We start from the raw sequence: 21,207 nt of genomic DNA on the forward strand, positions 1-21,207 counted from the left end.
TTTGGCGACGTATCTGAGATTAAACGTTCGGCATTCTTTCCCTAATTTTGCCTTGTCGGTCGACAAAGCGGTCGACCCGAAACCAGAACCAAAGGGAAAATATCATGAAATCTCTCATCTTTACCGCCATGGCAACTGCAATTGCCCTGTCCACCCCAGCCTTTGCTGCTGACGAAATCAACGTGTCCAACGGCATTTCAGCCGCCGGTGCGCCGCTGGCCGCCCATGGGGTTGATCTGGTTGCACTGGTCAATGATGGCAACCCGGTCGAAGGCTTCGCCACTCACTCGTCAACTTATGACGGAGCCTCCTACTATTTCACGTCCGCCGCGAACCGAGAAGCGTTCGAAGCAAACCCTGCTGCATACCTGCCGCAGCACGGTGGCTTCTGTTCGTTCGGTGTATCGGTCGGCAAGAAGTTTGACGGTGACCCGGATCAATACCTTGTCGCAGACGGAAAACTGTTTCTTTTCCTGAATGCAGAAACCCGGGCAGCCTTCTTGAAGGATGTTGGCGCCACCGCAAAAACCGCGGATGACCAATGGGCGAATATCAAAAGCGTCGCCGTGGGCGAACTGTAAGACCTGACCCGTTTGCCCGCGGCGTTAGCGCGTCGCGGGCAGTTTCACGTTGATCACCTCAACGGCTTTGGCCAACGCCGCCTCGATACTCAGATCGGTGGTGTCCAACTGCACAGCATCTTCAGCGGGTTTCATCGGAGCTGTGCTACGCTCAGCATCCCGCGCGTCGCGTTCTCTGACATCAGCCAGAACCTGTTCACGGGTTACGTCAGCGCCTTTTGCACTAAGCTCCAGAAAACGACGCTCGGCGCGCACTTCTGCACTGGCTGTAACAAACAGCTTCACTTCGGCATCCGGACAAATCACCGTGCCAATATCACGACCGTCCAGAACGGCCCCACCTGCCCTGCGGGAAAACGCGCGCTGAAAATCGACCAAGGCTGCGCGAACCTCTGGAAGAACCGCCACTTTGGAAGCTGCCTGTGCAATCTCGGCGGTGCGCAGATCCCCTTGTTCAAGTTCTTCCGCTGTCAGGGCCTGCGCGGCTTCTAGCGCGTCAACCCCTTCCAGGGTTCGCCTTCCGACAGCGCGATACAGCAAACCCGTGTCCAGATGGGCAAAGCCGAAATGCGTCGCCACAGCCTTGGATATTGTGCCCTTGCCCGCAGCCGCTGGTCCGTCAATGGCAACCGTGAAACTCACGTGCGCTCTACCTTTGCACCCAATGACGCCATCAAAGGTTCAAATATCGGGAACGACGTCGCGATCGGGCCGCCATCATCCACACTCACGGGGCTCTGTGCCCCCATACCCATCACCATGAACGACATGGCAATGCGGTGATCCAGAAAGCTTTCGCAGGTGCCGCCGCCCGGAACGTTGCCGATGCCCAGCCCTTCAACCGACCACCAATCGTCACCCTCGTTGACCGTGACGCCGTTGGCCCGCAGACCGCGCGCCATGGCATCGATGCGGTCGCTTTCCTTCACCCGGAGTTCCTTTACTCCGCCCATCATCGTGGCGCCCGTGGCGTTTGCAGCAACCACGGACAAAACGGGATATTCGTCGATCATCGAGGCCGCGCGTTCTGGCGGCACGTCAATGCCCTTCATGTTTGGCGAGTATTTCGCGCGCAGATCGGCAACCGGCTCGCCGCCCTCTTCGCGCTCGTTTTCATAGGTCAGATCAGCGCCCATCTCACGCAGGGTCGTAAAGAGGCCCGCGCGTGTGGGGTTCAAACCGATCCCCGGCACCAAAACATCGGATCCAGGTGTGATCAGTGCCGCGCAAACCGGAAAAGCCGCGCTGGACGGATCGCGCGGTACAGCGATGACCTGCGGCTTCAGCTCCGGACGACCGGTCAGAGAGATAACACGGCCTTCGTCGGTATCCTCGACGGTGATCTCGGCGCCAAATCCAGCTAGCATCCGTTCGGAATGGTCGCGCGTGGCCTCTTTCTCGATCACAACGGTCTTTCCGGGGGCATTCAGACCCGCCAGCAGAACGGCGGATTTCACCTGCGCCGACGGCACCGGAACTTCGTATCGCACAGGGGTAGGGTCCGCCGCGCCAACGATGGTCATCGGCAAGCGCCCGCCGGACCGTCCAACCGATTCTGCCCCAAACAGGGCCAGAGGATCAGTCACCCGGGCCATGGGGCGTTTGTTCAGACTGGCATCACCAGTAAATGTCGCAGTGATCGGAGAGGTCGCCATCGCCCCCATGATCAAGCGCACACCGGTTCCCGAGTTGCCACAGTCGATCACTTGGCCCGGTTCGGCGAAGCCACCGACACCCACGCCGTGCACTGTCCATTCCCCGTTTCCGTGATCTGTGACCTCGGCGCCGAAGGCACGCATCGCCTTGGCGGTATCCAGAACGTCTTCGCCCTCGAGCAAACCCGAAATCCGGGTTTCACCCACGGCCATCGCGCCAAGGATCAGCGACCGGTGCGAAATCGACTTGTCGCCGGGCACCTCTGCCGTGCCGGTCAGCGGGCCGCAGGGATGCGAGGTCATCGGGATGGGCGTGCCGTGTCCGGACATGAGGGCTCCTTTTGCGCTATCAGTGCTCAAGCCGATTAGCGAATTGACGCCCGTTGGTCCAGCGGCAATCAGCCTTTGCGTCGGAAGGTCAGGTAATGAGGTGTCCGACCCTCGCGCAGCGCCTTCTGTTCGTATCGCGTCGAGATCCAGTCGTCCCACGGTTCACGCCAGTCAGAAGGACGTTCCGCCAGCCATTCAAACCCGGTGCGCGGAACCTCTTCCAATGTCTGACGCACGTAATCGGGAATGTCAGTTGCAACCCGGAAGATCGCCCCGGGTTTCAGCACCTTTGCCAGTGGCTCAAGATGTTCCGGCGTCACAAAACGGCGGCGATGATGCCGCGTTTTAGGCCAGGGATCGGGGTATAGCAGGAACGCGCGCGAAATGCAGGCCTCTGGCAGCACGTCGAACAGGTCGCGCGCATCTCCGGGGTGCACGGCAAGGTTGTCTACACCTGCCTGACGGATTTTGCCTAGCAGCATGGCAACACCGTTGATGTAAGGCTCGGCCCCGATGATGCCAATGCCAGGATTGTTTTGCGCCTGGTGCACTAAATGCTCACCACCGCCAAAGCCGACTTCCAACCAAACCGACCTGCCGCCGAATAGACCGTCCAGGTCTAGCGGCCTGCGTTCAGGGTTAGTGTCCCAGTCCACAGCGCCGGGCGACAAGGCCACCAGATCTTCGTTCAGATAGGTCTTTTGACTGGGCTTCAGGGTCTTGCCCTTGAAGCGGCCATAAAAGTTTCTGCGCGGGCGTTGTGGGGTCTCGGTGCTCATGACGGTGGCCATACTGCGCAGCGGAGTACGTTGCAAGAGCGTGCACTGCCCCAAAGAAAAAGCGCGCCCATGAAGGCGCGCTTTGGATTTTTCAGATCAAACTGCGGATTTCAGCGCGTCGACCAGATCAGTGCGTTCCCAGCTAAAACCGCCATCTGCATCCGGTTCGCGGCCAAAGTGACCGTAAGCCGCTGTACGCTGGTAGATCGGCTTGTTCAGTTGAAGGTGCTGGCGAATGCCACGCGGCGTCAGATCCATGATCTGACCAACTGCTTTTTCGATCGCCGCATCTGCAATCTGACCCGTGCCATGCGTGTCTGCGTAAATCGAAAGCGGCTTCGATACGCCAATGGCATAGCTCAACTGAATAGTACAGCGCTCGGCCATACCTGCGGCTACGACGTTTTTCGCCAGGTAGCGCGCAGCATAGGCCGCCGAACGGTCAACCTTGGTCGGGTCTTTGCCCGAGAAAGCACCGCCACCATGCGGGGCTGCGCCACCATAGGTATCCACGATGATCTTACGACCGGTCAGACCCGCGTCGCCATCCGGCCCGCCAATAACGAATTTGCCGGTCGGGTTGACGTGCCATTCGGTTTCGGCCGACAGCCAGCCTTCGGGCAGAGTTTCACGGATATAGGGTTCAACGATGGCGCGGATATCATCCGACGTCAGAGCCTCGTCCAGATGCTGCGTCGACAGAACAATCGAGCTGACGCCGACCGGTTTGCCGTCTTGATAAACGACAGACAACTGAGATTTCGCATCCGGCCCCAGTGCAGGCTCGGTGCCGTTCTTGCGCACTTCGGCCAGACGCCGCAGGATTGCGTGCGAATACTGGATCGGTGCAGGCATAAGCGCAGGCGTTTCTGTTGTGGCAAAGCCAAACATGATACCCTGGTCGCCAGCGCCTTCGTCCTTGTTGTCTGCGGCATCCACACCCTGCGCGATATGGGCGGATTGTTCGTGCAGAAGGTTCGTCACCTCGACGGTTTCGTGGTGGAACTTGTCCTGCTCGTATCCGATGTCTTTCACGCACTCGCGCGCAATTTCGTCGATGCGGCCCATGTAGTCGTGCAGTTTGTCCTTGTCCGACAGACCAACTTCGCCACCGATGACGATGCGGTTGGTCGTGGCAAAGGTTTCGCAAGCCACGCGCGCCTCAGGCTCTTCGTTCAGAAATGCATCAAGGACAGCATCCGAGATACGGTCACAGACCTTATCCGGGTGCCCTTCAGAAACGGATTCCGAAGTAAAAGTATAGTTATGTCGGGACATAAATGTGCTCCATTAAGGTTTCTCCGCCACGCCAGGAAGCCGTTGTGGCAGACCACAGACGCATACGCCTGCCCAAAGTTGGGGTCAATCTCTAATTGCCCGGTCGCCGCGGATACCAAACAGCGCCATTGCCAAAATAAACAGTAGGACAACAACGACCGGACTGTCCCCGATACGAGCATAAGTCGTGCGACGGTGTGGTTGCGGCAGCACGGCGTCCACATATCCCGCCTCACCCAGAGCCAATGACGCAGTCACCCGACCCAATGGGTCAATCACGGCCGATACACCGGTATTGGCCGAACGGATCATCGGCAAGCCCTGCTCGATTGCCCTCATCCGGGCTTGCACCAGGTGTTGAAACGGTCCCGACCGCGTACCAAACCAGGCGTCATTTGTGATCTGCAATAAGAAGTCAGCCCGACCCGGCGCGCCATTCACATCTTGCGGAAAAATGGCTTCGTAGCAAATCAGGGGCAATGCGTTTCCAAGCTTGCCGAGGTCCAACCGGGAGGGGCCCGGCCCCGCGCTGAACCCGTGCCCGGTTGTGGCCGCCAGACCACTGACCCCGAAACGCCCCATCAGATCACCCAACGGGACGTATTCACCGAAAGGCGCCAAGTGGTGTTTGTCATACAACCCTGCCTGACGCCCGGTTTCATCCAGATAGACCAGCGAGTTGAAGATCCTCGAGCCTTCTGCACGCTGAATCCCCAATATCACCGGCACACCCTGCGCGGCATCCGCAACAGTCGACAGAAACGGTTGCGCGCTACCCAACCACGCTGGAACTGCGGTCTCGGGCCAGACAATCAGGTCGGGTCTAGGAAAAGCTGCGGTATATTCAACCTGACGCGCGAAAAACAAAGGCGCATATGCCGGATCCCATTTTTGGTGCTGAGGTGCATTCGGCTGGACCACGCGAACCAGATGCGAACTACCCTGAACGACGGGTCGCATCGACCCATAAGTAATCGCCATCACCGCCATCGCAACAGTAAAACCCAGGGTCCGCGCCAAACCGTTCAAGGGTTTGTCCTGCACCAATGCCGCGCCAATTGGTAACGTTGCGGCAAAGGTCAGCGCGTTCAACCCATACGGCCCAACCAGAGACAGCACCTGAGCCACCGGTGTATCCACCCAGATCTGCGCGACGCCAGCCCATGGAAAGCCAGTCAGCACATATCCACGCGCCACCTCGGCCAGGGACAAGACTGCAACCAGTAATATGCCCTGACGAATGGGCGTCGCACCAATTCTGCGCGACAGGCCAAAGGCGGCAGCCCAGAACAAGGCCAGTCCGCCCGCCAAGAACACCAACGCAAACGGGGCCATCCAGGCATGGCGTTCAGCATCCACCTGGAACGGTTCAATGATCCAGCCGAGGGCATGGGCAAAATAGCCGGTCGCGAAGGCCCAGCCGACCCAGGCCGCCCGGCCTCGGGTTTCGCTGGTAAGGAAGATCGGCACAATCAGGACCAGAGCCAAAACGGTTGCGCCCCAATACAGATGAGGCGCCTGACCAAAAGCGCCTACCCCGCCAAGGGCGGCGGCGGCCAGCAATCTCAACGATAATGGCCATCCCCGCACTGGGGTCATGCAGCAACGCCCGGCAGCATGACGCGCAGCCGTTTGATACGGCGTGGATCGGCTTCGATCACTTCGAATTCCGGGCCCTCTGGGTGAATGACAACCTCACCCCGCGCCGGAACGCGGCCAGAGAGCATAAAGACAAGCCCGCCCAGAGTATCGATTTCCTCTTCGTCGACGTCTTCATGACTGGTCAGAGACCGGCCAATCTCGGCCTCAAAGTCTTCGAGCGGCACACGCGCCTGTACCACATAGCATCCGGGCTTTTCCTGCACCCAAAGCTGGTCTTCATCCGCATCGTGCTCGTCAGCGATTTCGCCGACGACCTGCTCGATCAGGTCTTCGATCGTCAGCAGACCATCAACGCCGCCATATTCATCAATCACCAATGCCATGTGACGCCGCTCGGTTTGCATCTTGGTCAACAAGACGCCGATCGGCATGGATGGCGGCACGAACAAAAGCGTCCGAAGCATAGAGGTCAGATCAAACTCTTTACCCCCACCGTTGAAACCGTGGGTCAGGGCAAAATCCTTGAGATGAACAAAGCCAAGCGGTGTATCCAAGGTTCCCTCATAGACCGGAATCCTCGACATACCACTGCTCCGGAAAACATCCGCCAGTTCATCTTTTGTGATCGTTGAAGGAACCGAGACAATTTCAGCGGTAGGGATGGCAACGTCCTCAACGCGCATCCGACGCAGGTTAATCATCCCGCGTGGCTGCGCCACAGCCGCGTTTTGTCCGTTCACCGACTGGTCCGGTTGAGTATCTTCGCTCGAAAACACATCAAGGATTCGAGAAAACAGACCGGTTTTCTCTTCCGTTTCAGTACTGCTGTCCTGAGGTTGCGCGCTTTGCGCCGCCCTAGAACTGCCTTCTATATCGCCCATTACCTTGTTCCAACTGATCGGGTCTTGAACCCACATTATACCTTATATGGGTCATCAATACCCAATTTGCCAAGTATCTTGACCTCAATCCCTTCCATCAAGGTGGCATCGGGGTCACGAATGTGATCATAACCCAGCAAATGCAACGTTCCGTGAACAAGCAAATGGGTCACGTGATCGTTCATTGCCTTGTTGGCCTCAGCCGCCTCGCGGACGCAGGTGTCATAGGAAATCGCAATATCACCCAGAACAATCTCACCGGTAAAATCAGGCTCTGGCAGGCGTGGTGTTTGCCCTGGCTCGTCCGGAGCCAGGTCTTCCGCAGGCCAGCTCAACACATTGGTGGGCGTCGGTTTGCCGCGAAATTCTGCGTTCAGTTCTGAAATCCGCGCGTCGTTGCACGCCAATATACTGACTTCGCACTGTTCCGGCGCCAGTCCGCAATGGGCCAGAACGGCGTCAATCGACTTTTGTGACAAGACCTCCAGGTCTTGCCACCTTTCGTCTTCGAAAATGAGATCCAGGGTCATCTTCCCGCGCAACAGCCTCGTTAACGGGCTATGTGCTCACGTGGTTTCACGGCCCGCATCGGCCTCATACGCCTCGATGATCGCGGCGACAAGCGGGTGACGCACCACGTCTTTTGAGGTGAAGTAGTTGAAACTGATATTCGGGATCGTTTTCAACAACCTCTCAGCATCCGCCAGGCCCGATTGAACGCCACGCGGCAAATCGACCTGTGACCGGTCGCCGGTGATGACCATGCGGCTTCCTTCACCCAGACGGGTCAGAAACATCTTCATCTGCATCGTGGTGGCGTTTTGCGCTTCATCCAGAACAACAAATGCGTTGGCCAGCGTACGACCACGCATAAAGGCCAGCGGAGCGATTTCGATTCGTTTCTCTTCGATCAGTTTGGCCAACTGTTTTCCGGGCAGAAAATCGTTCAACGCGTCATAAAGCGGTTGCATGTAAGGGTCGACCTTGTCCTTCATGTCACCCGGCAAATAACCCAGTTTTTCGCCCGCCTCGACCGCCGGACGGCTCAGGATGATTCGATCCACATGTCCGCCGATGAACATCGAAACCCCGACCGCCACTGCCAGATAGGTCTTACCCGTCCCCGCGGGACCAATTCCAAAGGCCAGCTCATTGTTGAACAGTGACTGGACATAGGCTTTCTGGGCGTCGGTGCGCGGTTCAACCAGCTTCTTGCGGGTCTTGATCTCGACCGAACCGCCCTTGAACATTTCAAGCTGGTCGCCATCCCGGCTTCCGGTTCCCTGTTCCGAAACACCCATCCTCAACTCGCGATCGACGTCTGCGGCCTCAACCTCGCGCCCACCTTCAAGCCGTGTATACAGCGATTGAAGTACCTCAACCGCCTGTTTCTGAGCATCTTCATCGCCCATCACAACAAGCTGATTGCCGCGGCGCACAATCTGGACCGAAAGCTTTGTTTCGATCTCGGCCAGATTGCGGTCATATTCACCGCACAGGTCAATCAGCAATCGGTTGTCGGGAAATTCTACGAACGCCTCGTGTTGGGGCATTTCATCTTGCGGTGGGGTCAGGGCACCGATGGCCAATCCGCTCTCCTGTCTTGGCTGTTCACCCCGAGCGTAGACAACAAATCTTGGTAGGCGCAAGCCACAGTTTCAAAAATAAATGCTGAGATGTCATAACAGCCGATTTAATGGTGATCGGTTGCCGATTGGATGTACATCAGAAGGTGTAATTCAGCCCGATTCTCAAGCCGCTGTATTTTGGTGTGGACTTTGTGGAAAAACCAGAACTGAACTGGACGTCCTTTGATTGGAACTGGACATATTCATATTCGCCCGTAATCGACCAATTGCCCGACAACTTATGCTCGGCCCCTATGCTTGCCGAATAGCCGTTCCGCCGATCTGACACCGAGAAATTCTGAACCGAAGTACCCGAGGCAATACTGTTGGTTGTTTCCACATCGCCCCACAGATATCCGACACTGAAGAAATACAGAATTCGTCCGCTGCGGTTTGTCAGACCGTTGCGAAATCGGACTGCCAGAACATCCGATATCTCTGTTCCGCCTTGCACATTGACGCCGCCGATCCGCCTGCTGACAGTGTCGTCCAGGGATCCGAATTCATACCCGACTTCAAAGCCATAGACATAGTCGCGCCCACCTGCAGCTGGTAAGACACCACGCCAGCCGCCCCGGAGGCCACCGTATGTTCCGGATAAATCCTGATCACCGATATCAAACTGTCCGCCGGGTGTTGTCAGGCCAAACCGATCATCCCCACCAGACCCATAACCGCCGGTAAGTCCCAGGTAAAAAGCGCGGACATCGCTGCTGAATCTTTTCGGGCTGACCACTTCCGGATCGCTTATGTCACCTTTCAAGTCACCGGCTATGGATGCGCCGGCAATCAGTGTAACAGCGGCAGTTAGCGTCAGTGTTTTCAACCTGCTCAGGCTCCCAAAGCTCTTGATAGTCGACACTCGTACCTCCCTCATCCCGTTTTCCGGGACCGGCATATCGCCGATTTGTAGACGCAGATCCTTACGCCCAAAAAACCATGGCTCCTCTCGGAGCATAGTTCCAAGCAATAAATCAAGGGTAAATTTTGGAAACAAACACCAACTATGGTGTCCGGGAGGTGTTTGCACCGATCTACAGCAACTCGCCCGCCAGAGAATTCGCCCCCGACGCAGTGATCCGGACCTCTCTCAAGTCACCCGTGGCGATCTCTGGTCCTTTTACGTGCACCGAATGCAGATATTCAGACTTTCCAACCATCTGCCCGGACAAGCGACCCGGTTTTTCAAAAAGAACGCGGACAGTGCGTCCGACCATACCGTCCTGAATCTCCCGCTGATGGCGCGTGATCAGGGCCTGAAGCCGCTGCAACCGTTCATCTGCCGCTGCCGGATCGACCTGAGCCCGTTCAGCCGCCGGGGTTCCCGGACGTGTGGAGTATTTGAAGGAATAGGCGTAGCCGTATTTGACCTCTTCGACCAAATCCATCGTGGCCTGAAAATCATCTTCGGTTTCTTCGGGGAAACCAACGATGAAGTCCCCCGACATCACGATATCAGGCCGCGCCGCACGAATGCGTTCGACCAGCCGTAGATAGCTTTCTGCCGTGTGGCTGCGGTTCATCCGCTTGAGGATACGGTCCGAACCCGACTGAACCGGCAGGTGCAGATAGGGCATCAGCTTGTCACAGGTGCCATGTGCCTCGATCAGATCGTCGGCCATGTCGTTCGGGTGCGAGGTGGTAAAGCGGATACGTTCCAGCCCGTCGACCTTGTTCAGTTCCCAGATCAAACCAGCAAGCGTCATGTCACCATTCGCACCGGCACCGTGATAGGCGTTGACATTTTGGCCCAGCAACGTGATCTCCCGCACCCCGCGCTCGACCAGATCATGGGCTTCGCGAATGATGCGATCCGCTGGGCGGCTGACTTCAGCACCGCGTGTATAAGGAACCACGCAGAAGGCGCAGAATTTATCGCAGCCCTCCTGAACAGTCAGAAACGCCGTCGGGCCACGCTTGGCCTTGGGGCGGTTTTTCAGTTTTTCGAACTTATCCTCTTCGGGGAAATCCGTGTCCAACGCCTTTTCACCCGCTCGGGTCTTTGCCTCCATCTCGGGCAGGCGGTGATAGCTTTGCGGGCCGACCACCAGATCGACCAGAGGCTGGCGGCGCATGATCTCTTCGCCTTCCGCCTGAGCGACACAGCCCGCCACGCCGATTTTCAGATCAGGCTTCTCGGCCTTCAGGCCCTTGAAGCGCCCAAGTTCGGAATACACTTTCTCTGCCGCTTTCTCACGGATGTGGCAGGTGTTCAGCAGAATCATATCCGCATCATCAGGTGTCTGGGTTTCAACATAGCCCTGCCCGCCCAGCGCCTCGGACATGCGTTCGCTGTCATAGACATTCATCTGACAGCCATAGGTCTTGATAAACAGCTTCTTCGGTTCGGACATAAGACGGGCCTTTGCATTCGCTGGACCGGCGTCGTCTATATGCTTCGAACGCCGCTTGCAATGCAGGCGCAATTACCCGAATTTGGCGGAACTTTCCAGCAAGACAAAACCGAAAACAGCCGATGCAATACGATTCCCTAAACCATTTCCTGAAAGCCGGGCAGCCCGCAATGGCGCAAGGCCCCGTTGCTATGGTCTTTGCCGAGGACGAGGTCGAGTTGGAAAGTACTCTGCATCACCATTTGAAGCTTGGGTTCAAATCCGTTATCGCCTTCATGCCTCAGGAGTTCCGACTGGAGCCCGCGTTGACCGACCGGGTGCATCGGGTCACCTTGAAATGCGTTCCCCGAACGGTGGTTTTCGATACCCTGAACAGAATAATTCAGGCCGCGCCCGGCATCTGGATGTACTACTGCTACAACGCCGAATACCTGTTCTTTCCGTTTTGCGAAACGCGCAGCATTGCTGAGATGCTGGCCTTTCACAGCGAAGAACGCCGCAACGCGATGCTGAGCTACGTCATCGACCTTTATGCCGAGGACCTGACCGCTTTTCCCAACGGCGCCGCTCCCGAACAGGCTTTGTTCGACAAAACGGGTTACTATGCCCAATCACGCCACGACCCTGACGGCCAACCGCTGGACCGGCAGGTTGACCTGTCAGGTGGCTTGCGCTGGCGGTTCGAGGATCACATTCCCTATGAACGCCGTCGCATCGACCGCATCGCCCTGTTCAAGGCGCAAAAGGGCCTGATCCTGAAATCCGACCACACGTTCAATGAGCCGGAATACAATACCTATTCCTGCCCTTGGCATCACAACATGACCGCAGCTATTTGTTCCTTCCGCGCTGCGAAGGCGCTCAAAACAAATGCCGGGTCGACTTTTGACATTCCAAATTTTAGCTGGCGCAACTCCGTACCTTTTGAATGGCACTCGCGGCAGTTGCTGGATCTGGGTCTGATCGAATCAGGCCAATGGTTCTGAAGCGCCTCAGCGCTGAAACAGGACCGGAAACCAGTCTTCACGAAGACGCTGCCCCGGTGTCATGCCATGGCCGGGAAAAGGTGGAGAGGTTCTGCCTGGACGCTCTACATACCGCGCGTCATCGCCGACCAGCCGCAGAGAAAAGGCGCGGCGACGGCTGTCTGACTGGTTACCCCGCGCACCGTGAAGGGTGCGATAATTGAAGGCAACGGCGTCACCGGGGTCCATTACGAATTCAACGACTTTCATGCCCTCGGCATCTGGGTCCGGCACGGGGATGTACTGCCCTTCATCCGGGAAAAAACCTTCCTCTGAAACCCAGCGGATTGGCAGCACCTCTTTCTCCCACCGGTGAGAACCTGCGACACAGCGCAACGTCGCCTGCCTGACCGGATCCAGCGGAGACCAGAAGCTGATGGTTTGCTGACCTTCAACGAAGTAATATGGGCCATCCTGATGCCAGGGCGTGGCCATGGATGTCCCGGGTTCTTTTACCAATACGTGGTCGTGAAACACCTGCACGCTTTTCGACTGCATCAGGTCCGCTGCGACCTCGGCCGCGGGCGAGTTTTCGATCACCTCACGGAACTGTGGGATGCGGGTCCAGTTGCAGTAATCGTCAAAGAACAGACCCGTTTGACCCTCTTTCTTGTTTTCTGATGCATACGGGCCAGGCTCTGCCATATTCGCGGCCACACCCTTCCGCAGTTGATCCACATAGTCTGCAAACAGCCCTTTGATCAGAACGACGCCATCATCCTGATAAGTTGTGATCATTTCTTGAGTAACAAGCGGGTGAGGCATCCGGGTCTCCATTCGTTTTCCAATCTTTTGCGTTGGAGATGTGTTCTATTCAAATCATATCTTTCGAAGTTATAATTAACTTCATGTTATATATTTCACTGCGTCAGTATGAATATGTTTGCGCAGTCGGGCGCCACGGCAGCCTGTCCGCCGCCGCACAATACCTGAATGTTTCGCAACCAGCACTGTCCACGGCCCTGACGCGTGTCGAAGCACATTTGGGATACCCGCTGTTTATCCGCCGCCGAGGTTCGGCCATGGCGCTGACACCTCAGGGGCGAAAATTCATCGATCAGGCCGAGACCCTGCTGAAAGACGCAGCCCAAATCGAGGCATCAGAAACTCCGTCGCCAGGCACGACACGTCTAAGACTAGGGTGTTTTACAGACCTCGCGCCCTTCCTGCTGGCACCCGCCCTGCACCATTTGCGCGATGCTTTTCCAAACATCGCTATCACTTATTTTGCCGCCTCATTCGAAGGGCTGTTGAACAGATTGATTGATGGCCAGATCGATGTTGCAATCACTTACGAGCTGACAATGGATGCCGGGTTCACACGAACAAAACTGTTCGACAGTCGGCCAAAGGCCCTTATGCCCCCGGATCATCCGTTGGCGACAGCGGGCACAGTCACGCTGGCTGACTTGGCCGCTCATCCGTTGATCCTGTCGACAGAAGGCTGGTCGGCACAACACATCCTCAGTCTCTTTCGGCGCAACGGTCTGCACCCGACTGTCGCGCATAGGGCGGCATCGATTGAGATTCAGCGCAGTCTTGCCGCCCATGGCGAAGGGATCGGGATCAGCTATACCAGCCCGCTCAACCCGGTCAGTTATGACAATAAACGTCTTGTCAGTGTTCCGATCAGCAATCAGGACGCAACTGAATCCGTTGTTCTTGCGCGCCACGGAACAGGACCCGCTGACGCGACCATTGATCAGGTTGAACGCTTGTTGTTGGCGAGTTTGAAAGGCGGTTTTGGCGCTACTTTTTGCGCAGGCGAATGACAACGTCGACCGAGGCAATCTCGACACCCTCAGGCGCTTCAGGCAGGCGCTGGATCACCAATTGGTCCGACGGCGCATCACTAAGGCGCGCCTCGTCTTCCCAATAAAAATGGGGGTGGTCATGCGTGTTCGTGTCGAAATAGCTTTTTGACCCGTCCACAGTAATTTCCTGCAGAACACCAGCGTCGCAAAACGCGCGCAGGGTATTGTATACCGTCGCCAGGGACACAGCGTCACCATTCGCCTTGGCCGATTCAAACAGGCTCTCGGCGGTGACGTGACGATGGCGGCCATCGCCCACCAGAAGCTCGGCCAACGCCACACGCTGACGCGTCGGACGCAGGCCGGCGTTCACCAGCCAACCCGTTGCTATTTCGTCGCTCTGCGGTGTCATTGATCCAATACCCATAGTCACTTCCATTATATATAGGAGCGCATGGTTGGCAATTTCAAATGAAATTCATTCGCAAAGAACGCGGCATACACAACATGATGTAGCCGCTGCTCTTGCAGGACCTTGCAAACGGGTGCTAGACGAGGCCAGATATAACGAACGGACCCACGGCAGGAGAGGCGGCAAGAATGGCCCAGTTCCCAAGCAGTTTTGACAAAGACGATCTGCTGAAATGCGCCCGCGGCGAATTATTTGGCCCCGGCAATGCACAATTGCCCGCCCCGCCAATGCTGATGATGGACCGGATTACCGACATCTCGGAAGACGGTGGCCTGCACGGTAAGGGCCATGTGCTGGCCGAGTTCGATATCACCCCTGACCTTTGGTTCTTTGACTGCCATTTTCCCGGCAACCCAATTATGCCGGGCTGCCTGGGCCTTGACGGTCTATGGCAGCTGACCGGTTTCAACCTGGGTTGGCGTGGCTGGCAAGGGCGCGGCATGGCTGTCGGCGTGGGCGAAGTGAAACTGACCGGTATGGTTCGTCCCGACCGCAAGATGCTAACGTATAAAATCGATTTCAAAAAAGCGATTCAGACACGTCGCCTGACCATGGGTGTGGCAGATGGAATCGTCGAAGCCGATGGCGAGATGATCTATGATGTCAAAGATATGAAGGTCGTTCTGTCCGAGGCCTGAGCCTGACCGACCCGAAATAAGGAGTGCGCACATGCGTCGAGTAGTCGTCACCGGTCTGGGGGTAGTGTCTTCGATCGGGAATAATGCCCAAGAGGTTCTGGCCTCGCTCAAAGCAGGTAAATCCGGGATCGAAGCCAGCGAACAGATGGCGGAACATGGGTTTCGCAGTCAGATCGCGGGAACGCTCAAGATTGACGTGGCTGAACACGTAGACAAACGCACCCTGCGCTTCATGGGTCCCGGGGCCGCCTATGCACATATCGCCATGAGCCAGGCGATTGCCGATTCCGGGCTGACCGAAGACCAGATCGTTAATCCCCGCACCGGACTGGTTGCGGGCTCTGGCGGCCCGTCGACAAGCGCGATGCTGACGGCGCATCAGACCGTTCTGAAGACAGGCGCGACCAAGCGGATCGGCCCGTTCGCTGTGCCGAAATGCATGTGCTCGACAATCTCGGCAAACCTGGCGACCGCATTCAAGATCAAGGGTATCAACTATTCGATCACCTCGGCCTGCTCGACCTCGCTGCATTGCATCGGCAACGCGGCCGAACAGATCATGCTGGGCAAGCAGGACGTCATGTTCGCTGGCGGCGGCGAGGAATTGGACTGGACACTTTCGTGCCTGTTCGATGCAATGGGCGCGATGTCGTCAAAATATAACGACGCTCCCGAGAAAGCCTCGCGCGCGTTTGACGAAAACCGTGACGGGTTTGTGATTTCCGGTGGCGGCGGCATCCTCGTTCTGGAAGAGTTGGAGCACGCTCTGGCCCGCGGCGCAAAGATTTATGCCGAAGTCACCGGCTATGCTGCCACGTCGGATGGCCACGACATGGTGGCCCCTTCGGGTGAAGGCGGCGAGCGCGCAATGCGGCTGGCGCTGGACACACTGCCCGAAGGTCGCAAAGTTGGCTATATCAACGCACATGGGACCTCGACACCTGTCGGTGACGTGGGTGAAGTAGAGGCTGTGCGCCGAATCTTCGGTGAAGGTAACGTGCCACCGATTTCCTCGACCAAATCAATGACTGGCCACGCGCAAGGCGCGGCAGGAGCGCTTGAGGCGATCTTCTGCCTACTCATGCTGGACAATGATTTCATTACGCCATCGATCAATGTCGCCACACTCGCCCAAGGCATCTTGCCCGGTGAAATTGCAACTGAAGTGGTTGAAAACGCAGGACTGGACAGTGTCATGACCAACAGCTTCGGCTTTGGCGGCACCAACGGGTCCATGATTCTGTCTAAGTATAACGGGTGAATGTGATGTCGGATCTTCTCAAAGGTAAGCGCGGCCTGATCATGGGCGTGGCCAATGACCGCTCAATCGCGTGGGGCATTGCCAAGGCCATGCACGAGGCAGGCGCAGAATTGGCCTTCACCTATCAGGGCGAGGCGTTCGGCAAGCGGCTGGAACCTCTCGCTCAAAGCTTGGGCAGCGATTTCATGGTGGATGCTGATGTGACCGACGACGAGTCACTGGATCGCGCCTTTGGTGAGCTGGCCAAGCGTTGGCCCACCATCGACTTTGTTGTTCATGCTATTGCGTATTCGGACAAGTCCGAGCTAACAGGTCGGTTTCTGAATACCACGCGGGCCAACTTCAAACACTCGATGGACGTGTCGGCCTATTCTTTCATCGAGGTAGCACGCCGCGCCTATCCGATGATGAAGGACAATGGGGGCTCGCTGCTGACGCTGACTTATCAGGGATCAAACCGCGTAGTACCGAACTACAACGTCATGGGTGTTGCCAAGGCTGCGCTGGAATCGGCGACCCGTTATCTGGCCAATGACCTTGGCCCGGATGGTATTCGCGTGAACGCAATCTCACCGGGGCCAATGAAAACCCTTGCCGGTGCGGCCATTGGCGGTGCGCGCAGGACATATAAGTTCTGCGATCAGAATGCGCCGATGCGTTCGAATGCCACACTGGAAGCTGTTGGCGGAACCGCAGTTTACCTGACATCTGATGCGGGAGCCTGCACGTCCGGCGAAATCATCCGCGTTGATGGGGGTTTCCACGTTCTGGGCATGCCGCAGCCCGATTTCATGTGACCATATCTTTCCCTGCCGCCGCCAAGATTTCACCATCTTTGGGCGGCAGGACTTCGATATGAGCAAGCTAGATCAAATCATTGCAAACAACGCACGATCAGTGCAAAGCCGGAAGAAATCCGGTTTCCTCAGCCAGCGGGCCAGAGTGCTGCTGCTCGGGCTGACATCATTGCTGCTGGTGTTTGTCTTTTTCACCCAGCCACAGGTACGTGAAGCTGTCGAAGCTTTGATCGGCTGAAGTCCGGGCAGGCGTTCCAACCCGAACTATGTCTCAATTGATCGAGACGACTTCAATCTCAAACACCAGATCCTGACCGGCCAACGGATGATTCCCATCCAGGGTCACAGTCGCTTCGTTGGCGTCCACAACTGTCACAGGTACGGCCTGACCGTCTGGTGTCTGCATCTGCAGTTGAGTGCCCGGATCCAGCGGAATATCCTCGGGAATACCCTCACGTGGGATTTCCTGACGCATCGCAGGATTGATCGGGCCGTAGGCGTCGGTACAGGCAATCTCGACCCGTTTTTTGTCACCTGCGGACAAACCGGGCATGGCACTGTCCAGACCGGGAATGATCTGGCCCGATCCAACCACGAACTCCAACGGATCACGCCCATCCGAGCTGTCAAAGACTTTGCCATCCAACAATGTCCCTGTGTAATGGATACGAACCGTGTCGCCTTGCTTGATTTCGGTCATAGTGGTCTCCGGCCGTTTTTAGGGGTTAAGCGGCCAACCCTAGAGATTGACACAAAGTTGTAAACCCTTGGCCCTTCCCCCCCCTTTCGCGTTGTGCCAACCTGCGCGCAATCAGAGGAGGGTCATATGGCAATCACGACCTGCGTGTTCGACGCCTACGGAACGCTGTTTGACGTGGCGGCCGCCGCCCGGCAGGCGGCAGGCGAGCCGGGGTTCGAAGCCCTGAAAGACAAATGGCCCGAAGTCGCGGGGCATTGGCGCCTGAAGCAATTGCAATACACATGGCTGCGTGCTGTGGCTGATGCCCATGCGGATTTCTGGGATGTCACGCAGGACGGGTTGGACTGGGCGCTGGAAGCTGCCGGCCTTCAGGGCAACCCTGAACTGCGCCAACGCCTGCTGGACCTTTATTGGGAGTTGCAGGCCTATCCCGAAGTTCCTGCGATGCTGAAAGCCCTCAAGGGTGGTGGGATGCGGACTGCCATCCTGTCCAACGGATCACCACCCATGCTGGACGGCGCTGTTCAATCCGCCGGGATCGGCGATGTGCTTGATGACGTGCTGTCGGTCGAAAGCGTTGGGGTCTTCAAACCCCATTCCCGTGTTTATGATCTGGTTCAGAACAGGTTTGACTGTGCCCGCGACGAAGTCTTGTTCGTCAGTTCAAACGGCTGGGATGCTGCAGGGGCCAGCGGTTATGGTTTTGTCACCACCTGGGTCAATCGGATTGGGGAACCAATGGACCGGCTACCGTGGACGCCAGCGCATGTACTGTCTGACTTGACCACCATTCCCAAGCTGGCTGGTCTTTGATGTCAGACTTTACGACTTCGGACGGCAGGCGCATCTATTTCGAAGACCATGGATCGGGCACGCCGCTTTTGTGTCTGGCCGGATTGACCAGAAACGGCCGGGATTTTTCGCATTTCGCACCACATGCCACTGAATTGCGCATGATAACGATGGATTACAGGGGGCGCGGTCGCTCAGACTACGACCCCGATTTCATGAACTACAACGTCTTTCGTGAATCCCATGACGCGATTGAACTGCTAGATGTTTTGGGCATCGAAAAAGCGATCGTTCTGGGCACCTCGCGGGGCGGGTTGATTGCCATGGCATTGGCGGCAAGCCACCCCGAACGTTTGGCCGGTGTGATCCTAAACGATGTGGGGCCGGTCATCGAGACGTCAGGCATCGCTAAGATCATGGCCTATGTAGGCGCACAACCCACCGCAAAAACCTATGACGAAGCTGCTGTTGTCCTGAAACATGTGATGGAGCCGCAATTCCCGAAAGTTCCGTTGGAGATTTGGCGCAAACAGGCCGAAATTCAATACGAACAACAGGGGGACGGCCTGGCGCTGCGCTATGACCCGGCCCTGCGCAAAGCGCTTCTGGAACAGGCCGCGAGCGGTGCCATACCCGATTACTGGTTGTTTTTTGAAGCGCTGCGCAACATTCCCTGCGGCGCGATCAGGGGCGCGAACTCGGACGTTCTGAGCGCAGAAACACTGGCTGAGATGCATCGGCGGCATCCCGGTCTGATCTCGGCCGAAGTACCGGATCGCGGGCATGTTCCGTTCTTGAATGAGCCTCAATCTCTGGATGTCATCAAAAAGGTATTGAAGAACGCTGCATGAGCACAATTGAAATGATCGAAGCCGCGGCCAAACGGCTTAAGGGACATGTCCGCGAGACACCAATTCTGTCATCGCCATTTCTTGACGCGATCGCCGGGCGCCGGATTTGGGTCAAGCCGGAATGCCTGCAACATACGGGCAGTTTCAAGTTTCGGGGGGCTTGGTCTGCCATATCCACGCTGGACGAAGACACACGCCAGCGCGGCGTGATTGCCTATTCCTCGGGCAACCACGCGCAGGGCGTTGCGATGGCGGCGTCGAAACACGGTATTGCTTCGGTCATTGTCATGCCGTCGGATGCGCCGCACCTGAAAATCGAAAACACCCGCGCGCTAGGGGGTGAGGTCATTCTTTACGATCGCGCAAACGAAAGCCGCGAAGAGATCGGGGAAACCATCGCCGCCGACCGCGGGCTGACCCTGATCCGGCCATATGACGAGCCTCAGGTGATTGCCGGGCAAGGAACCACCGGCTTGGAGATTGCCAGACAGGCGACGGAACTTGGGGTTTCTCAGGCGGATGTTCTGGTCTGTTGTGGTGGTGGCGGCCTTACCTCTGGCATTGCGCTGGCGCTTGAAAAACACGCCCCCGACCTAAGGGTACGCCCGTGCGAACCGGAAGGGTTCGATGACGTCAAACGATCACTGGCGACGGGACGGATTCAGAACAACAACGCGGCATCAGGCAATATTTGCGATGCCATCCTGACACCGCAACCCGGCGATATCACCTTTCCCATCCTAAACCGACTTTGCGGGCCCGGTATATCGGTCACCGAAGACGAGGCGCTGCGCGCTATGGCACTTGCTTTCCTGCGCCTCAAGATCGTGCTGGAGCCCGGCGGCGCAGTTGCATTGGCCTCGGCCCTATTCCGGGGTGACGAGATCGAGGGCGACGACGTGATCGTGGTCACTTCGGGTGGTAATGTCGGTCCGGATATTTTTTCCAGAGCGTTGGAATTCCTGACCTGACAGGCACCCCAAACCTGTGCAAGTTGCACCTGGAACGCCGGGGCTGCAAGGACCTGAGTCATGATGATCGCTGATCTGGGCGACGTGAAACTGAATTATCGTGTCGATGGTGCGGCGGATGGCGCGCCACTGGTTTTTGCCAACTCGTTGGGAACAAACCTGCACCTGTGGGACGCCGTGTTACCGCACTTGCCCAACGGATTGCGCATCATCCGGTATGACAAACGCGGACATGGGCGATCCTCGGTTCCACCGGCGCCTTATTCTATGGGCGCCCTGATTCGTGATGCCGAGGCACTGCTGGATCACCTGAAGGTTCGCGACTGTGTTTTTGTCGGCCTGTCCATTGGCGGCATGATTGCACAGGGGCTGGCCGTCAAACGTATGGATCAGATACGTGCGCTGGTTCTGTCGAACACCGCTGCCAAAATTGCCACACCCGCAGTCTGGCAGGATAGGATCGACGCCGTGCGTCGCGGTGGGATCGAAGCACTAGCGGACGCCACGATGGAACGCTGGTTTTCCCGCGATTTCCGCGCGGCGCAAGACCACCTGCCATGGCGCGACATGATGGTCAGCCAACCGCTTGACGGGTATCTGGGCTGTTGCGCCGCCATCGCCGGGACCGACTTCTATACACCCACAAGCGGCCTGCGCCTGCCCACGCTTGGCATCGCCGGAAGCGCAGACGGCTCGACCCCGCCCGATCTGGTGCGCGAAACCGTCGACCTGATCCCCGGATCGCGATTCGAACTGATCCGCAGGGCCGGCCATTTGCCCTGTGTCGAGAAACCCGCAGAATACGCAGCAATCCTAACCCGGTTTCTGACCGATACCGGGCATATCTGAAGGAGAACA

The 21,207-nt window shown here is 57.3% G+C and carries 24 protein-coding genes and 1 riboswitch; of the genes, 11 read left to right on the forward strand and 13 right to left on the reverse strand.

Annotation, left to right across the window (positions count from 1 at the left end; all coding sequences use genetic code 11):
• Positions 1-104: 104 nt before the first annotated feature.
• Positions 105-581 carry a YHS domain-containing (seleno)protein gene (locus tag I9188_RS10565; protein ID WP_209505404.1) on the forward strand — a complete coding sequence of 159 codons (477 nt, stop codon included), beginning with the start codon at positions 105-107 and terminating at the stop codon, positions 579-581.
• A 24-nt stretch (positions 582-605) separates the two neighbouring features.
• Here I9188_RS10565 and cmk read toward each other — a convergent pair whose 3' ends face one another.
• From cmk to miaB, 10 genes are all read right to left on the reverse strand, one after another.
• On the reverse strand, positions 606-1,223 hold the full coding sequence (cmk, locus tag I9188_RS10570; RefSeq protein WP_209505403.1) for a (d)CMP kinase: 618 nt from the start codon (positions 1,221-1,223) through the stop codon (positions 606-608).
• A complete protein-coding gene (gene aroA, locus I9188_RS10575) occupies positions 1,220-2,566 on the reverse strand; it encodes a 3-phosphoshikimate 1-carboxyvinyltransferase (RefSeq protein ID WP_209505402.1) in 1,347 nt (448 codons plus the stop codon). The genes cmk and aroA overlap by 4 nt, the downstream gene beginning before the upstream one ends.
• A gap of 68 nt (positions 2,567-2,634) precedes the next feature.
• Positions 2,635-3,345, reverse strand: coding sequence for a tRNA (guanine(46)-N(7))-methyltransferase TrmB (locus I9188_RS10580; RefSeq protein ID WP_209505400.1), 711 nt, complete (start codon positions 3,343-3,345; stop codon positions 2,635-2,637).
• Positions 3,346-3,441: 96 nt separating this feature from the next.
• Entirely contained in the window at positions 3,442-4,623 is a 1,182-nt protein-coding gene (gene metK / locus I9188_RS10585) for a methionine adenosyltransferase (protein ID WP_209505398.1), read from the reverse strand.
• A gap of 5 nt (positions 4,624-4,628) precedes the next feature.
• Positions 4,629-4,677, reverse strand: a riboswitch (SAM-SAH riboswitch).
• Between the two features lie 30 nt (positions 4,678-4,707).
• The gene (lnt, locus tag I9188_RS10590; protein ID WP_209505396.1) at positions 4,708-6,222 is read right to left on the reverse strand and encodes an apolipoprotein N-acyltransferase; all 1,515 of its coding nucleotides are present in this window, start codon (positions 6,220-6,222) and stop codon (positions 4,708-4,710) included.
• Positions 6,219-7,106 (reverse strand): hemolysin family protein, encoded by an 888-nt coding sequence (locus I9188_RS10595; protein WP_209505394.1) that lies wholly within the window; start codon positions 7,104-7,106, stop codon positions 6,219-6,221. Before I9188_RS10595 ends, lnt begins: the two co-directional genes overlap by 4 nt.
• 35 nt (positions 7,107-7,141) lie before the next feature.
• Positions 7,142-7,636 carry an rRNA maturation RNase YbeY gene (gene ybeY / locus I9188_RS10600; protein WP_209505391.1) on the reverse strand — a complete coding sequence of 165 codons (495 nt, stop codon included), beginning with the start codon at positions 7,634-7,636 and terminating at the stop codon, positions 7,142-7,144.
• Between the two features lie 36 nt (positions 7,637-7,672).
• Positions 7,673-8,695 (reverse strand): PhoH family protein, encoded by a 1,023-nt coding sequence (locus I9188_RS10605; protein WP_209505382.1) that lies wholly within the window; start codon positions 8,693-8,695, stop codon positions 7,673-7,675.
• A 136-nt stretch (positions 8,696-8,831) separates the two neighbouring features.
• Positions 8,832-9,596: an outer membrane beta-barrel protein gene (locus I9188_RS10610; protein ID WP_348540333.1), complete on the reverse strand. Its 765-nt coding sequence runs from the start codon at positions 9,594-9,596 to the stop codon at positions 8,832-8,834.
• Positions 9,597-9,768: 172 nt separating this feature from the next.
• A complete protein-coding gene (gene miaB / locus I9188_RS10615; RefSeq protein ID WP_209505380.1) occupies positions 9,769-11,088 on the reverse strand; it encodes a tRNA (N6-isopentenyl adenosine(37)-C2)-methylthiotransferase MiaB in 1,320 nt (439 codons plus the stop codon).
• Between the two features lie 122 nt (positions 11,089-11,210).
• Here miaB and I9188_RS10620 point away from each other — a divergent pair, with 122 nt between their 5' ends.
• Positions 11,211-12,074, forward strand: a complete 864-nt coding sequence (locus I9188_RS10620) for a hypothetical protein (RefSeq protein ID WP_209505377.1) — start codon at positions 11,211-11,213, stop codon at positions 12,072-12,074.
• Between the two features lie 6 nt (positions 12,075-12,080).
• Here I9188_RS10620 and I9188_RS10625 read toward each other — a convergent pair whose 3' ends face one another.
• On the reverse strand, positions 12,081-12,878 hold the full coding sequence (locus tag I9188_RS10625) for a phytanoyl-CoA dioxygenase family protein (protein WP_209505375.1): 798 nt from the start codon (positions 12,876-12,878) through the stop codon (positions 12,081-12,083).
• Between the two features lie 83 nt (positions 12,879-12,961).
• Between I9188_RS10625 and I9188_RS10630 the strand changes: the two genes are divergently transcribed.
• Positions 12,962-13,885: a LysR family transcriptional regulator gene (locus tag I9188_RS10630; RefSeq protein WP_209505373.1), complete on the forward strand. Its 924-nt coding sequence runs from the start codon at positions 12,962-12,964 to the stop codon at positions 13,883-13,885.
• Here the strand turns inward: I9188_RS10630 and irrA are convergent.
• Positions 13,863-14,279: an iron response transcriptional regulator IrrA gene (irrA, locus tag I9188_RS10635; RefSeq protein ID WP_209505807.1), complete on the reverse strand. Its 417-nt coding sequence runs from the start codon at positions 14,277-14,279 to the stop codon at positions 13,863-13,865. The genes I9188_RS10630 and irrA overlap by 23 nt on opposite strands.
• A 188-nt stretch (positions 14,280-14,467) precedes the next feature.
• Here irrA and fabA point away from each other — a divergent pair, with 188 nt between their 5' ends.
• The 4 genes from fabA to I9188_RS10655 are packed head-to-tail and all read left to right on the forward strand — an operon-like array spanning position 14,468 to position 17,273.
• On the forward strand, positions 14,468-14,977 hold the full coding sequence (gene fabA, locus I9188_RS10640; RefSeq protein WP_209505371.1) for a bifunctional 3-hydroxydecanoyl-ACP dehydratase/trans-2-decenoyl-ACP isomerase: 510 nt from the start codon (positions 14,468-14,470) through the stop codon (positions 14,975-14,977).
• Positions 14,978-15,008: 31 nt separating this feature from the next.
• Positions 15,009-16,238 carry a beta-ketoacyl-ACP synthase I gene (gene fabB / locus I9188_RS10645; RefSeq protein WP_209505369.1) on the forward strand — a complete coding sequence of 410 codons (1,230 nt, stop codon included), beginning with the start codon at positions 15,009-15,011 and terminating at the stop codon, positions 16,236-16,238.
• Between the two features lie 5 nt (positions 16,239-16,243).
• Positions 16,244-17,035 carry an enoyl-ACP reductase gene (locus I9188_RS10650; protein ID WP_209505367.1) on the forward strand — a complete coding sequence of 264 codons (792 nt, stop codon included), beginning with the start codon at positions 16,244-16,246 and terminating at the stop codon, positions 17,033-17,035.
• Positions 17,036-17,093: 58 nt separating this feature from the next.
• A complete protein-coding gene (locus I9188_RS10655; protein ID WP_209505365.1) occupies positions 17,094-17,273 on the forward strand; it encodes a hypothetical protein in 180 nt (59 codons plus the stop codon).
• A 33-nt stretch (positions 17,274-17,306) separates the two neighbouring features.
• Here the strand turns inward: I9188_RS10655 and I9188_RS10660 are convergent, their stop codons facing one another.
• Positions 17,307-17,735, reverse strand: a complete 429-nt coding sequence (locus I9188_RS10660; protein WP_209505363.1) for a peptidylprolyl isomerase — start codon at positions 17,733-17,735, stop codon at positions 17,307-17,309.
• A gap of 126 nt (positions 17,736-17,861) precedes the next feature.
• Between I9188_RS10660 and I9188_RS10665 the strand changes: the two genes are divergently transcribed.
• The 4 genes from I9188_RS10665 to pcaD are packed head-to-tail and all read left to right on the forward strand — an operon-like array spanning position 17,862 to position 21,198.
• Positions 17,862-18,548: a haloacid dehalogenase type II gene (locus I9188_RS10665; RefSeq protein WP_209505361.1), complete on the forward strand. Its 687-nt coding sequence runs from the start codon at positions 17,862-17,864 to the stop codon at positions 18,546-18,548.
• Positions 18,548-19,378, forward strand: coding sequence for an alpha/beta hydrolase (locus I9188_RS10670; protein WP_209505359.1), 831 nt, complete (start codon positions 18,548-18,550; stop codon positions 19,376-19,378). The genes I9188_RS10665 and I9188_RS10670 overlap by 1 nt, the downstream gene beginning before the upstream one ends.
• Complete coding sequence (locus tag I9188_RS10675; protein WP_209505357.1) at positions 19,375-20,349, forward strand: threonine/serine dehydratase; 975 nt, start codon at positions 19,375-19,377, stop codon at positions 20,347-20,349. Before I9188_RS10670 ends, I9188_RS10675 begins: the two co-directional genes overlap by 4 nt.
• Positions 20,350-20,409: 60 nt before the next feature.
• Positions 20,410-21,198: a 3-oxoadipate enol-lactonase gene (gene pcaD / locus I9188_RS10680; RefSeq protein WP_209505355.1), complete on the forward strand. Its 789-nt coding sequence runs from the start codon at positions 20,410-20,412 to the stop codon at positions 21,196-21,198.
• The last annotated feature ends 9 nt before the right edge of the window (positions 21,199-21,207 follow it).

Origin of the sequence: Ruegeria sp. HKCCSA071, assembly GCF_017872555.1 — a bacterium.
Classification (GTDB): Bacteria; Pseudomonadota; Alphaproteobacteria; order Rhodobacterales; family Rhodobacteraceae; genus Ruegeria.

Coding starts and splice junctions, on each gene's coding strand:
- pcaD (WP_209505355.1), top strand. CDS start 20,410: ATGATGATCGCTGATCTGGGCGACGTGAAACTGAATTATCGTGTCGAT.
- I9188_RS10670 (WP_209505359.1), top strand. CDS start 18,548: ATGTCAGACTTTACGACTTCGGACGGCAGGCGCATCTATTTCGAAGAC.
- fabB (WP_209505369.1), top strand. CDS start 15,009: ATGCGTCGAGTAGTCGTCACCGGTCTGGGGGTAGTGTCTTCGATCGGG.
- metK (WP_209505398.1), bottom strand. CDS start 4,623: ATGTCCCGACATAACTATACTTTTACTTCGGAATCCGTTTCTGAAGGG.
- I9188_RS10650 (WP_209505367.1), top strand. CDS start 16,244: ATGTCGGATCTTCTCAAAGGTAAGCGCGGCCTGATCATGGGCGTGGCC.
- I9188_RS10595 (WP_209505394.1), bottom strand. CDS start 7,106: ATGGGCGATATAGAAGGCAGTTCTAGGGCGGCGCAAAGCGCGCAACCT.
- fabA (WP_209505371.1), top strand. CDS start 14,468: ATGGCCCAGTTCCCAAGCAGTTTTGACAAAGACGATCTGCTGAAATGC.
- aroA (WP_209505402.1), bottom strand. CDS start 2,566: ATGTCCGGACACGGCACGCCCATCCCGATGACCTCGCATCCCTGCGGC.
- I9188_RS10665 (WP_209505361.1), top strand. CDS start 17,862: ATGGCAATCACGACCTGCGTGTTCGACGCCTACGGAACGCTGTTTGAC.
- I9188_RS10625 (WP_209505375.1), bottom strand. CDS start 12,878: ATGCCTCACCCGCTTGTTACTCAAGAAATGATCACAACTTATCAGGAT.
- I9188_RS10620 (WP_209505377.1), top strand. CDS start 11,211: ATGCAATACGATTCCCTAAACCATTTCCTGAAAGCCGGGCAGCCCGCA.
- miaB (WP_209505380.1), bottom strand. CDS start 11,088: ATGTCCGAACCGAAGAAGCTGTTTATCAAGACCTATGGCTGTCAGATG.
- lnt (WP_209505396.1), bottom strand. CDS start 6,222: ATGACCCCAGTGCGGGGATGGCCATTATCGTTGAGATTGCTGGCCGCC.
- irrA (WP_209505807.1), bottom strand. CDS start 14,279: ATGACACCGCAGAGCGACGAAATAGCAACGGGTTGGCTGGTGAACGCC.
- I9188_RS10630 (WP_209505373.1), top strand. CDS start 12,962: ATGTTATATATTTCACTGCGTCAGTATGAATATGTTTGCGCAGTCGGG.
- I9188_RS10675 (WP_209505357.1), top strand. CDS start 19,375: ATGAGCACAATTGAAATGATCGAAGCCGCGGCCAAACGGCTTAAGGGA.
- I9188_RS10565 (WP_209505404.1), top strand. CDS start 105: ATGAAATCTCTCATCTTTACCGCCATGGCAACTGCAATTGCCCTGTCC.
- I9188_RS10655 (WP_209505365.1), top strand. CDS start 17,094: ATGAGCAAGCTAGATCAAATCATTGCAAACAACGCACGATCAGTGCAA.
- I9188_RS10660 (WP_209505363.1), bottom strand. CDS start 17,735: ATGACCGAAATCAAGCAAGGCGACACGGTTCGTATCCATTACACAGGG.
- ybeY (WP_209505391.1), bottom strand. CDS start 7,636: ATGACCCTGGATCTCATTTTCGAAGACGAAAGGTGGCAAGACCTGGAG.
- I9188_RS10580 (WP_209505400.1), bottom strand. CDS start 3,345: ATGAGCACCGAGACCCCACAACGCCCGCGCAGAAACTTTTATGGCCGC.